The sequence below is a fragment of the Streptomyces sp. SolWspMP-5a-2 genome (assembly GCF_900091845.1).
Classification (GTDB): Bacteria; Actinomycetota; Actinomycetes; order Streptomycetales; family Streptomycetaceae; genus Streptomyces; species Streptomyces doudnae.
Window position 1 is genome coordinate 1 of record NZ_FMCI01000111.1, and the last position, 12,095, is coordinate 12,095.

The following is a 12,095-nucleotide window of genomic DNA, read 5'->3' on the forward strand; positions in this document are numbered from 1 at the left end:
TGCGGATCTGCTCCTGCTTGGCCTCGGCCTCCGCCTGCTTGGCCTCCTGCTCCTTCTCCTTCGCCTCCTGCTTGGCCTCCTGCTCCTTCTCCTTGGCCTCCTGCTTCGCCTCCATCTCGGCCTGTTTGGCCTCGGCCTCGGCCTTCTCCTTGGCCGCCTTCTCCTCGGCCTCCTTCTTCTCCTTGTCGTACTTGGCCTCGGCCTCGGCCTTCTCCTTGGCGGCCTTGTCCTCGGCTTCCTTCTTGTCCTTCTCGTATTTCGCCTCGGCCTCGGCCTTCTCCTTGGCGGCCTTGTCCTCGGCTTCCTTCTTGTCCTTCTCGTACTTGGCCTCGGCCTCGGCCTTCTCCTTGGCCGCCTTTTCCTCGGCGTCCTTGATCGCCTTGTCGGCCTTGTCCTCCTTGAAGGAATCCCCGATGCCCTTGTCGCCCTTGGTGCTGATGGACCCGAGGTCGAAGGTGGACGAACCCCAGGCGAGCGCGAGGGCCTTGAGGGCGTCCTCGGCGGGATCGCTCAGCTTCTCCTTGACGGAGGTCTCCCAGCGCTTGACCGCCTCCTCGCCGACGGCCTTCCAGGTGTCCAGCTCGGTCATCTCGCCGTAGGTCTTGCCGTGGGCGTCGGTGGCCTGGGAGGTGAAGCCGCCCCGGGGCGTGTAGTTCCAGGCGCCGCCGGCCTCGCCGTAGTACTCGTAGTCGGCGTCGACCTGGGTCAGGTTGTTGTACCAGGACTTGTTGGCGATCTCGGAGAGCAGGTCGACCAGCCAGCGCAGCGGGTTGCCCTCGTAGACGTTCCAGTAGTCCCACTTGTTCTTGAGGTTCTGCGCCTGGGTGCGCAGGTCCTTCCCCGCCTGGCGCATCGCCTTGCCCTGCTTCGACACCCCGCCGACGGCCTCCATGTCGTCGGCGTAGTGGTCGTAGCGGCGGCGCAGTTCGTGGATGAGGTCCCAGAAGACGCCGGCGGCCTGCCCGAGCCAGGCGTCGTTGGGCGAACTGCTGACCCGGTTCTGCCAGTCGTCCATGGTGGTCTTGCTGTCCCAGAAGAACTTCGCCACCCGGTCGAAGGAGTCGGCCACCATGTCGAAGGACTTGAGGCGGACGCCCTTGCCGATCTCGATGGGAGGCTCGCCGCCCCAGCTGTAGCCGAGGGTGCCGTTGTCCTTCTCCAGCAGGTCGGAGAGCGCGTGGCCGGTGCCGTACGAGTACTTGGTCAGGTTGAAGGTGTTCCAGACCGTTCCGTCGTCGCTGGGCTTGAAGTGGCCGTCCTCCAGCTCCTTGCCGTAGTGGCTCTTGCCCTCGGAGCCCACGACCTCGCCGCCCACCGGCTTGCCGTCGGCGATCTTCGCACCGAGCAGCGTGAACCGCGCCTTGTAGTAGGTGACGCCCTCGCTGCCGCCCCGGGTGTAGAAGGGGATGACGAAGTCCGTGTTCTGGATGTCCCAGCCCGCGTTCTCCACCATCCAGTCGTACTCCTCACCGGTGACGGAGTCGACGCTGCCCTGCTTGGTGACCTCGACCTTCATCTGCTTGATGCCGTGGTTGCCGATGATCTCGTCGAAGAGGGTGTTCCTGGCGGGCGCCTCGTACCCGGTGAAGAGGCGGACGGCCTTCAGCCAGTAGTCCGCGTACTCGGTGCTGTCATCGGCCATGGCTGGGCTCCATCAGAGGGGTCGAACGGCAGGCGGGGCGGCGGGTACCGGGCCGGGGCGACGCGTGGGGTGGGGGCGGTGGGACGGTGCGAGGGGGCGGGCGTGCCCTAGTCCTCGTCGTCGCCCTCGCCCGGCGTCGTGGTCAGGTCGGTCTCGACGTCCTCGTCCTCGAAGATGTCGTAGAGCTTCTGGCCGTCGATGGCGTCCAGGCTCGCGCCCTGCGTCTTGAACAGGGTGTCGATCGTCTCCTCCAGGGCGGAGTCGATGTCCTTGAACAGCTCGATGTGGCTGGTGAGGATGCCGTCGAGGGTGGCCACCATCTTCACCACGGCGCCGTTCACGGACTTGCCGTGGGTGCTGGTGTCCTGCGCCAGGTTGCCGATCGCGAGCGGGACGGGCGTGTCGAACGGCAGGCCCTCGATGGTGCCGTCGTCGCCCTTGAGGGTCTTCATGGCCGGGACCACGGGGTCCGAGCCGTCCTCGGTGATCTTCTTCAGCACCGCACGGAAGCCCGCGATGTCCTGGTCCTTGAAGTTCTGGAGCCATTCCTTGTTGAGCTGTGTTGCGGGCGGAGTGCCGTCGGCCATGTCCCTGTCTCTCTCTCCGTCTCGGTACGGATGACACGACGGGCGGCCGCGCCACGGTTGTCGCTACGTGGTACGGCCGCCCCAGGTCAAAGGATCAGCCGATCCTGACGTCCTGCCAGCTCTGCGTCTGCTGGCGCTCGTTGTGGGTGTAGAGGTCGCGGATGTGGTTCAGCGTGCTCGCGTTGTCCTCGAGCCACTTCGCCATGTTGGCGACCGCCTGGTTCCACGCCGCCTGCTTCTGGTCGTAGACCGCGCGGTCGTCGCCCTCCCAGGAGTTCTTGAGGGCCTGGAGTTCGTCGTTCAGACTGTTGATGATCTTCTCGATCTCGCGGGTCTGCAGACGCATGTCGTCGACAGCGTTGTCGACGTGGGCGTAACTGACGTAGATGTATCCGTCAGTGAGATTGTCGGGCATGGGTGACCTCGTCTCGCTGGTGCAGTGGGGGCAGGTCGTCTCGGTGCTGCGGGCGACGGCGGACCGGCGGTGCGCCGGTCCTCACGGTCACCTGCCGCTCGTGCTGCCCATCAGGTTGTCGAAGATGGACTGCGACTGGGAGTACGCCTGGTTGATCGCCTCGTTCGACGAGCCCTGGGTCATGCCCTGCGCGCGGAGCGTCTCGTTGAGCTGGTTGATCATGTCCTGCAGGTTCTTCGAGATGATCTCGGCGTGCTCGTCCCAGGAGTCCAGCAGCTTCTGGAACGCGCCACCGTCACTGCCCTGGAGGGCCGAGATCATGCCGTGCTTGGTGTTCTCGACGTCCTGACGGCGGCTCTGGACACCCGAGAACGCCATCTCGAGAGCCTGGATGCCGTTCCGTGTCGCCTGTTCTTCAGCCCTCTGCATGCCCGCCATGGGCTTGCCCCTTTCCGGTGGATATTCACCGCCAGGCCCGAAGCGCTGGCGCGGCTTGCGCAACCGGATGCGGTAGCACCGTCATCCCGTTGGTTGGTGCAGACAAGAATGGTAAAAGGATCGCAGAGTGCGAGCAACGCCTACCGGCGAGAAGGGCCGTTACGTTCCCGCATCTACAATTCCCTGTGCGTACAGGCTATTTGATGGGACCGGACGCATCCTCAGATGTTCCTCAAATTCCGATTCACCGTACGGACACACGGAGTTCCTCCCCTCAATCACCTGCGGCCTTCACCTCACCGCCGGCGGCGGCCTTCACCTTGCCGCCGTCCGCCGCCTTCGCCGCGCCCTCGGCCGTTCGCGCGGCGCCCTCGCCGCACGGCGGTGCCGTCGCCCTGACGCGGCCGGAGGCGGCGGCCGACGCGGTCAGATCGGGACCGGTCGGCACCATCGACAGCAGCGACGACGGGAGCCGCTGCGCCTGGCTCGCGGTGTACCCCAGCGCCTTCAGCGCGTCGTCCGACGGCACCCGGTACTTGACCCCGTTGTCCGTCACCAGGTAGACGGTGCTGCCGACGTTCGAGCCGTCCGCGCCGAGCGCGTGCACCAGGGCGCCGCCGCCCGGCGGCACCACGATCCGGTTGACGGTCACGCAGGCCGCGGTCAGCCCCTCCGTCGTCGCCTGCGCCGGTCGGCCGATCTCCTCGGTGCGGGCGAGGGAGACGCTCACCCGGGTGCCGTCGGCGCCGGACTGGATGCTCACGCACGGGCTGGTCCCCACCCCGGGTTCGACCGCCTTCGGCGGGCTCGCCGGCATGTCGGTGCGGGTCTCCCCGCCCTCGGTGCCGGGTGCCAGGTGGCCGATGACGGCGGCGGCGCCGAGGGTGGTGGCCGCGACGGTGCCGCCCGCGTACGCCTTCTTGGTCTCCGGGTTGCCGAGGAGCAGCGCCGCCATGGTGGCGTTGACGGGGGCGAGGCCCTCCTTGCGCAGCACGTAGTAGTGCAGGTCGCCGCCGGGCGCGGAGACCTGGAAGACCTGCCCGATCCGGGTGTCGGCGCCGCCGATGGAGGGTCCGGCGTCGCCGCGCCGCTCCACCGCGGGCGCCGCCAGGTCGGGGCCGGAGGAGAGGGAGTTGAGCAGGGCCGCGGAGACCGGCCGGGAGGTGCGGGAGCCGTAGCCGAGGGCCTCACGGGCGCCGCCCGCGACGTCGAGGCGCAGCTTGCTGCCCTGCCACACCAGGTACTGGGCCTTGTCGGGGCCGGTGACCAGCAGGCCCTCGGAGCCCGCCAGGCCGTCGCCGCCGAGGTCGGTGCCGACGACGAGCGCCGTGGACGTCGTCCCGGTGACGCCGGTGGCCGAGCACACCTGCCAGGGGCCGGTGGTCAGGGCGGAGCCGCCGGGCAGGTCGTCCGGGGCGCCCGGGATGCCAACGGGGGCGCCGTGGGCGGTGCCGCCGAGGGACTTGCTCCCGACCGAGGCGGTCTCCATGTCGGCGCCGAGCAGCAGCCGGGCCGAGGTGTAGTTGCGCACCGGGCGCAGCCGTCCGTCGAGGTACAGGTAGCGGCCGCCGGTGTCCTTGTTGACCACCAGGGTGCCCTCGTCCCGCCAGGAGTCCTTGGTGCCGGGCTTGAGGAGCCCGAAGACGAAGGATCCGGCGGCGAGCAGGACGGCGATGACGATGCTGAGGGCGACGCCGCGGTTGGTCCGGCCCTGCGGGCTCTCCGGGGCGTCGGGGTCGGCGCGCAGCATGCCCGAGGTGAGCCGCCCCATGACGAACATGTGCGCCTGTACCTGGTCGCGCTTGGACTGCACTGTGCGTTCCTCCGGTTCGGGCCGTCAGCCGTTGAGGCCGCGTAGGGCGCTGTACACGCCGAGCACCCACAGGGCCAGCGGCAGCAGGGCGAGCGCGGTGGCGGAGTGCAGGATCTCCGCCGCCCGGCCCCAGTAGGGGACCAGGCGCCTGCCGGGGACCGTCCAGGAGGCGATGGCCAGTCCCGCGGTGGCGGCCAGCAGGCTCGCGGCGAGCAGCAGGCGGCTGTCGGGGGTGCCGGTGTAGCCGTCGAAGAGGACGAGCAGCAGCAGTCCGCCGGCGCCGGGGGCGAAGAGGGAGAGCCGCTGCCAGACGTTGCCCAGGCCGCGTCCGTGCAGCAGGAGCAGCAGCGCGAGGACGACCGCCATGACGACCTCGGGGAGGCCGCCGTCGTGGGTGAGGACCGCCTGGCAGAGGGCGCAGACCGTGCCGACGGCGCCGTAGAGGCTGCTCATCCAGCCGTCGGCGAGGACCGCGCGGGCGGAGACCACGGAGGTGGGGTGCGGTTCGATGCCTTCCTGGAGCTGCTCGGCGTTGGTGGGCAGCGGGGGCATGCGCAGCCCGGACATCCGGAACGCGAGGGTGGGCACGAACGCGCCGAGCAGGACGGCCAGCAGGGCGACGACGCCCGCGACCTGGGGCGGTCCGAGGTCGGTGACGAGCATGAGGGCGCCGACGAGGGTGCCGAAGACCATGACCACGGCGAGGCCGAGGAAGAGGGCCGCGAAGGAGGCGACGGCGGCCAGGGCGACGATGGCGCCGCCCGCGCCCGCGGCACAGGCGGCCAGCAGCCGGGCGCCGAGCACCTCGTGGCTGTGCGGGCCGCCGAGGTCGCCGCCGGGCAGCAGCCATCCGGCGAGGGCCAGGTAGGGGCCCGCCATGAAGCCGAGGGCCGCGCCCGCCGCCGCGTCGCCGACCGCGCGGCTGGCGGCGCCCGCCCCGGCGATCAGCAGCAGTCCGCCGGCCGCGGCGCCCAGGGCGCGCAGCACGGGCGAGCCGCCGGGCAGGGCGAGGACGATCAGTCCGGCGAGCAGGGCGGTGACGGCGAATCCGCGCAGCAGCCGGGTGCTGGCCAGCGGGGACCAGCCGTGCGGGCGGTCCTGCATGGTGGTGGATATGCCGTCCACCAGGTCGTCGAGGTGGACCTCGGGCAGGGCGTCGATGCGGGGGCGGAGGTAGAGCGTCTCGCCGTCGCGCAGGTCGTAGGAGTCGAGGGTGCGGCCCTCGTCCATCGGCTCGCCGCCGAGGCGCTGGAGGACCCAGCCGCCGTGGTCGATGCCGTTCTCGGCGAGGTCGTCACCGCTGTAGCCGAGGACGGCGGGCAGCAGGTCGACCACCGGGACGTCGGAGGGCACCGCGAGGTCGATCGACTTGGCGGGCGCTCGTACGGTCAGGCGGCACAGTCCTGCCACCTGGTTGTCAGTCATCGGGCTGGCTCACGCTTCTTCCGGGGAGCTGCGAGGGGGTTTCCCGGGTTCCGTCGGGGACGGACTGGTGTGGGGACGGGTGACACTGATGAGACATCATCGTATGCGTGTGTCGAACACGTCGGCGGATGGGTGCACATTACTGGCCCCTTCCTCGAACTGGTATACCGGATCAGCAGAGTTCATTCCCGGTCGTCAGCAGGGCGCAGCGGTGCGCCGGCGGGCCGGGGGCGTCCTCCCACCGACGTTGCAACGCCCGTGAGGAGACCTTTCGTTGAGTGTGGTCCTGTTCCGCCGCCCGGCGCGACGGCGCGGCCCCGAGATGCCGGACGGCGAGCTGAAGCTCCAGGAGCCGCCGACCCTGCCCGAGGTGGTGCCGGACAGCTCCGCGGTGTGGACCTACCTGCCGATGGCGCTGATGTCGGTGTCCATGATGCTGATGCTGATGCGGCCGGGCATGAGCAGCGGCGGCGGCAGCCACTTCATGTACCTGGCGATGGGGCTGATGGTCCTGTCGTCGGCGGCCATGATGCTCGGGCAGATGATGCGCAAGGCGAGCGAGCGCAAGCAGCGTCTGAAGGGTGAACGCCGTGACTATCTGCGGTACCTGACGCAGATCCGGCGCAAGGTCCGTACCGCCGTGGCCGATCAGCAGAAGGCGCTGGCGTGGCGGCACCCGCCGCCCACGGCGCTGTGGCAGCTCGCGGGCACCTCCCGGCTCTGGGAACGGCGCCCGCAGGACGAGGACTTCGGCGAGATACGGGTGGCGGTCGGCGAGCAGAAGCTGGGCCTGCGTCTGACGCCGACCGCGACCACCCCGGTGGAGGACCTGGAGCCGCTGTCGGCGCACGCGCTGCGCAGCTTCATCCGCGCCTACTCGACGGTGCCCGACCAGCCCATCGCGATCTATCTGCGGGCCTGGGCGCGGGTGCTGTTCCGGGGCGACGAAGATCACATCCGGTCGCTGGCCCGTGCGATCGTCGCCCAGCTCACCACGTTCCACGCGCCGGACGACGTCTGGGTGGCGCTGTGTGTGTCGGACGAGCGGAGGGCCGACTGGGAGTGGGTGAAGTGGCTTCCCCACAATCTTCACCCGCAGGAGAACGACGGCGCGGGCCCGGCCCGGATGTTCGTCTCCAACCTGAACGAGCTGGAGGACCTGCTCGGCGCGGAGTTCCTCGAACGCCCGTCGTTCGACCCGGACGCGCCGCCCGGACGGGACGAGCCGTTCACGGTGATCGTGCTGGACGGCGGTTCGGTCCCGGCCCGGCACCGGGTGGACGGCGCGGGGTTCCGCAACGCCGTCGTCCTGGACCTGACCGGCGCGCTGAGCTGGCGCCCCGGGCGGGTCACGCTCCGGTTCGACGTGAGCGAGGACTCGTTCGCGCTGGTCCGCACCGACCGTGAGCGCAAGGAGCAGACCACCAGGCTCGGCGCCCCCGACGTGCTGGACACGGGCGGCGCGACCGCCCTGGCGAAGAAGCTGGCGCCCTACCGGATGGGCACGGGCGGCTCCGACTCCGCCGAACCGCTCTCCTCCGAGGTCGAGCTGACCACGCTGCTGGGCATCACCGACCTCTACCACCACGACCCGCAGCACCTGTGGAAGCAGAGCACCGGCTCCAACCGGCTGAAGGTGCCGATCGCGGTCGGCCCGGACGGCACGGCGGTGGAGCTGGACATCAAGGAGTCCGCGCAGGGCGGCACCGGTCCGCACGGCATGCTGATCGGCGCGACCGGTTCCGGCAAGAGCGAGCTGCTGCGCACGCTGGTGCTGGCGCTGGCGCTGTCGAACTCCTCGGAGACCCTCAACTTCGTGCTGGTGGACTTCAAGGGCGGCGCCACCTTCCTCGGTCTCGACGAACTCCCGCACGTCTCCGCGGTGATCACCAACCTGGCCGGTGAGGCCGCGCTGGTGGGCCGTATGCAGGACGCGCTGCACGGTGAGCTGATCCGGCGCCAGGAGCTGCTGCGGGCGGCGGGCAACTACACGTCCGCGCTGGACTACGAGAAGGCGCGCGCGTCCGGGGTCCCGCTCGAACCGCTGCCGAGCCTCTTCGTGATCGTCGACGAGTTCAGCGAACTGCTCTCCTCGCACCGCGAGTTCATGGAGCTGTTCGTGATGATCGGGCGGCTGGGGCGCAGCCTCGGCGTCCATCTGCTGCTGGCCTCGCAGCGGTTGGACGAGGGCCGCATGCACCAGTTGGAGAGCCATCTGTCGTACCGGATCGGTCTGCGGACCTTCTCCGCGATGGAGAGCCGCGGTGTGCTGGGCGTCCCGGACGCCTACCAGTTGCCGCCGCAGCCGGGCAGCGGGTTCCTGAAGTCCGGTGTGGAGGCGCTGACCCGGTTCCGCGCCGCGTACGTCTCGGGCCCCTACCAGCAGCGGCGCAGCCGGGCCAACCAGGCGCGGGTGGCGAACCAGACGGTGCCGTGGACGGCCGGGTACGTGGTGCCCCGCCAGCTTCCCGATCTGCCCGAGCCCGAGCCCGAGGTGGAGGAGGAGACCGGCGACACGCTGCTGTCGGTGGCCGTGGACCGGATGCTGGGCGCCGGTCCGCCCGCCCACCAGGTGTGGCTGCCGCCGCTCGACCTGCCCGTCACCCTGGACCAGGTGCTGCCGCCGCTGACCCCGGACCCGGAGCTGGGGCTCACCACGGTCGGCTGGGCGCACCGGGGACGGCTGACGGTGCCGATCGGCATCGTCGACAAGCCCTTCGAGCAGCTCCGCGACCTGCTGACCGTCGACCTCTCGGGCGTCGGCGGCCATGTCGCCATCGCGGGCGGCCCGCAGAGCGGCAAGAGCACGATGGTGCGGACCGTCCTGACCGCGCTCGCGCTCACCCACACCCCGCGCGAAGTGCAGTTCTACTGCCTGGACTTCGGTGGCGGCACGCTGGCCGCGCTGGCCGACCTGCCGCACACGGCGGGGGTCGCGGCGCGGCTGGACACCGAGCGGGTGGGCCGGGTGATCGCCGAGGTCACGGCGCTGCTCGCGGACCGGGAGCGGTTCTTCCTCGACCAGGGCATCGACTCCATGGCGACCTACCGCAGGCGGCGGGCCGCGGGCGAGTTCGCGGACCAGCCGCAGGGTGACGTGTTCCTCGTCATCGACGGCTGGTCCACGGTCCGGCAGGACTTCGACCGCAACATCCAGACGTTCGCGTCCATCGCCGCCCGGGGTCTGAACTACGGCATCCACCTGATCGTCACCACCGCCCGCTGGGTGGAGCTGACCGCGGCCATCCGCGACCAGGCGGGCACGCACGTGGAGCTGCGGATGGGTGACCCGATGGACTCCCAGATCGACACCCGCCGCGCGGCCACCGTGCCGCGGGTGCCGGGCCGGGGTCTGACCCGCGAGGGCAAGCTGCACTACCTGACCGCGCTCCCCCGCATCGACGGCATGGAGTCGGCCGACGACCTCTCCGACGGCGTCTCCGGTCTGGTGGCCGCCGTCAAGGAGAGCTGGCAGGGTCCGGTCGCGCCCCGGGTGCGGATGCTGCCGACGAAGCTGCCGGTGCGGGAACTCCCGCCCGCCGGGGGCGACTTCAGGATGCCGATCGGTCTGGAGCAGGAGCGGCTCTCGGTGGTCTGGCACGACTTCCGGGAGAGCCCGCACATGCTCATCGTGGGCGACACCGAGAGCGGCAAGACCAACATGCTGCGGCTGGTGGCGAAGTCCATCATGGACCGGTACACGCCCGCCGAGGCCCGCATCATGCTCGTGGACTACCGCCGTGACCTGGTGGAGGCGGTGCCGGAGGAGTACCGGCTGGGTCACGCGGTGTCGATGGACGCCCTGAAGGACCTGATCGACGGCGCCGCCCGCGCCGTCCAGACCCGGGTGCCGGGACCTGACATCGCGCCGGGCCGGATGAAGCAGGCCGACTGGTGGACCGGCCCGCGGCTGTTCATCCTCGTCGACGACTACGACATGCTGGGCGCCGGGATCGGCAACGCACCGTTCGATCCGCTCCTCAACCACCTGGCCCTGGGCTGGGAGGTGGGCGTGCACATCGTCGTCACCCGGTCCGCGGCGGGCGCCGGGCGCGGCCTGAACGAGATGCTGCTGCGGCGGATGCTGGAGGTCAACACCCCGGCCCTGCTGCTGTCCTGCCCGCCTTCGGAGGGTTACCTGCTGGGCAACATCAAGGGCCGGACGATGAATCCGGGCCGTGCCATCCGGGTCGCCCGCCGCAAGACGACCCAGGTGCAGACGGCGATGATGGACGAATCGGAGAAGTGACCGAGGATCCCCCGAGACCGTCTCCGCCCCCGGCACGCACGTGCCGGGGGCGGAGACGTTCCGGGACCCGGCGGACGGAACACCCCGCCCGCCCCGAGCGGTGCGGGACGGTCACGCGGGTGCCGGTGGCCGCGTGCTCTCACCTACAACCGGGGTCCCCGGGCCCCGGGTTCAGGTCGTCGTCGTGTCCGGTCGGTCGCCGTGGTCCGCCGGGCGCCAGCCGCGGGCCCGGCCGCGCGGGATGACCACCGCGGCGCCCGCCACCAGCGCCACCAGCATGCCGCCCGCGCCCGCGATCATCAGGGCGCGCCTGCGGGGCACGGGGGACGCCTCCGGCGGGATGTCCGCGCGCGGCGCGTCCGGCACGGCGGCCTGCCGGTCGGTGAGGACGGCGGTGAGCGCGGCGTACGGGTCCAGACGCGGCGGCACCGCCGGGTAGGCCGCGGCGACGAGCTGGCGGGAGACCTGGGCCGCGGTCATCCCCGGGTTGCGGGAGCGGACCAGCGCCGCCGCGCCGGCCACGTTCGCCGCGGCGAAGGAGGACCCGGAGCCGATGAAGTGGCCCGCGCCGCTCGGCCCGACGCTGACCACCGCGTCACCGGGCGCGGCGAGGTCCGCGCGCCCGGTCTGCGGGGCGTTCTCCGGGCGGGTGCCGTCGGGGCCGTAGTCCATGACCGAGAGCACCCCGGGCACGGCCGCGGGCCAGTACCAGGGCGCCGGTTCGACCGTCTTGCCGGTGGACCGGTCGCGGGCCAGGGCGTCCGGCGCGAACGGCACGACGACCAGGGCGTCGTGCTTCTGCGCGTACTCCACCGCCGACGTCAGCACCTCCTTGCCGTCGGGGACCACGCGCCCCACGTAGACGACCTTCGCGCCGCCGTCGACGGCGGCCCGGATGCCGTCGGCGAGCCGGTCGGCCGTCGCGGTGCCGCGGGTGTCGGTGCCGCGCACCGCGAGGATCCTGGCGCCGGGCGCTGCCCCGGCCATGCCGACGCCGTCGGAGGGCGCGGCGGCGATCAGGCCCGCGGCGAAACTGCCGTGGCCCACGCAGTCGGTGCCCGCGTCGCCGACCGCGGTGACCCGGCCGCCGAGGGCGGGGATCGCGGTGCCGACGCCGCTGTCCACCACGCCGACGGTGACACCGCCGCCGTCCGCGAGGGACCAGGCCCGCTTCAGGCCGAGCGCCTGCCGGGTCCACGTCTCCTCGCGGGCCCGCTCCGTCGAACCCTTGGTGCAGGGTTCGTCGGGCGCCACCAGGGAGGGCACGGCGGGGAGTTCGACGGAGGCGGCGGCGGGCGGCGCCTGCGCGGCGAGCGGCACAGCGGCCAGCAGGGTGGCGGCCACCGCGTGCCGCACCGGACGACGGGGGGAACGAGCAGGTCGCATGGCGCGCACGATACGCCCACGGCCCCGCGACCCGGTAACTCGCCCTCGCGCGGCGGGTGTCGGCACGGGGTACCGTGTCCCGGGAGCAACTGCCGCTCCGGGTGCCGGACATGGCTGTGCCCGCCGCGTCACGCGGGTGT

The 12,095-nt window shown here is 71.3% G+C and carries 8 protein-coding genes; 1 reads left to right on the top strand and 7 read right to left on the bottom strand.

The features are described 5' to 3' along the window. The 6 genes from GA0115242_RS40305 to eccD form a co-directional block, all read right to left on the bottom strand. The coding region (locus tag GA0115242_RS40305) for an AAWKG family protein (protein WP_176729788.1) at positions 1-1,642 on the bottom strand (1,642 nt) is incomplete at its 3' end. Positions 1,643-1,749: 107 nt separating this feature from the next. Further along, positions 1,750-2,229 (bottom strand): type VII secretion system-associated protein, encoded by a 480-nt coding sequence (locus tag GA0115242_RS10705; protein ID WP_093827011.1) that lies wholly within the window; start codon positions 2,227-2,229, stop codon positions 1,750-1,752. Positions 2,230-2,323: 94 nt separating this feature from the next. Next, a complete protein-coding gene (locus GA0115242_RS10710) occupies positions 2,324-2,644 on the bottom strand; it encodes a WXG100 family type VII secretion target (protein ID WP_093827013.1) in 321 nt (106 codons plus the stop codon). An 87-nt stretch (positions 2,645-2,731) separates the two neighbouring features. Next, positions 2,732-3,082, bottom strand: coding sequence for a hypothetical protein (locus GA0115242_RS10715; protein ID WP_093827015.1), 351 nt, complete (start codon positions 3,080-3,082; stop codon positions 2,732-2,734). A 274-nt stretch (positions 3,083-3,356) separates the two neighbouring features. Further along, the gene (eccB, locus tag GA0115242_RS10720) at positions 3,357-4,895 is read right to left on the bottom strand and encodes a type VII secretion protein EccB (protein WP_093827017.1); all 1,539 of its coding nucleotides are present in this window, start codon (positions 4,893-4,895) and stop codon (positions 3,357-3,359) included. A 24-nt stretch (positions 4,896-4,919) separates the two neighbouring features. After that, positions 4,920-6,320: a type VII secretion integral membrane protein EccD gene (eccD, locus tag GA0115242_RS10725; RefSeq protein WP_093827019.1), complete on the bottom strand. Its 1,401-nt coding sequence runs from the start codon at positions 6,318-6,320 to the stop codon at positions 4,920-4,922. 280 nt (positions 6,321-6,600) lie between these two features. Here eccD and eccCa point away from each other — a divergent pair, with 280 nt between their 5' ends. Next, on the top strand, positions 6,601-10,569 hold the full coding sequence (gene eccCa / locus GA0115242_RS10730) for a type VII secretion protein EccCa (protein ID WP_093827021.1): 3,969 nt from the start codon (positions 6,601-6,603) through the stop codon (positions 10,567-10,569). A 171-nt stretch (positions 10,570-10,740) separates the two neighbouring features. On the opposite strand, the gene GA0115242_RS10735 is transcribed toward eccCa, so the two are convergent. Next, the gene (locus GA0115242_RS10735; RefSeq protein WP_176729789.1) at positions 10,741-11,955 is read right to left on the bottom strand and encodes a S8 family serine peptidase; all 1,215 of its coding nucleotides are present in this window, start codon (positions 11,953-11,955) and stop codon (positions 10,741-10,743) included. Between the last annotated feature and the right edge of the window lie 140 nt (positions 11,956-12,095).

Excerpts from the sequence above, each read along its gene's own strand:
- GA0115242_RS10715 (WP_093827015.1), bottom strand. The coding sequence starts at position 3,082 with ATGGCGGGCATGCAGAGGGCTGAAGAACAGGCGACACGGAACGGCATC.
- GA0115242_RS10710 (WP_093827013.1), bottom strand. The coding sequence starts at position 2,644 with ATGCCCGACAATCTCACTGACGGATACATCTACGTCAGTTACGCCCAC.
- GA0115242_RS10705 (WP_093827011.1), bottom strand. The coding sequence starts at position 2,229 with ATGGCCGACGGCACTCCGCCCGCAACACAGCTCAACAAGGAATGGCTC.
- GA0115242_RS10735 (WP_176729789.1), bottom strand. The coding sequence starts at position 11,955 with ATGCGACCTGCTCGTTCCCCCCGTCGTCCGGTGCGGCACGCGGTGGCC.
- eccD (WP_093827019.1), bottom strand. The coding sequence starts at position 6,320 with ATGACTGACAACCAGGTGGCAGGACTGTGCCGCCTGACCGTACGAGCG.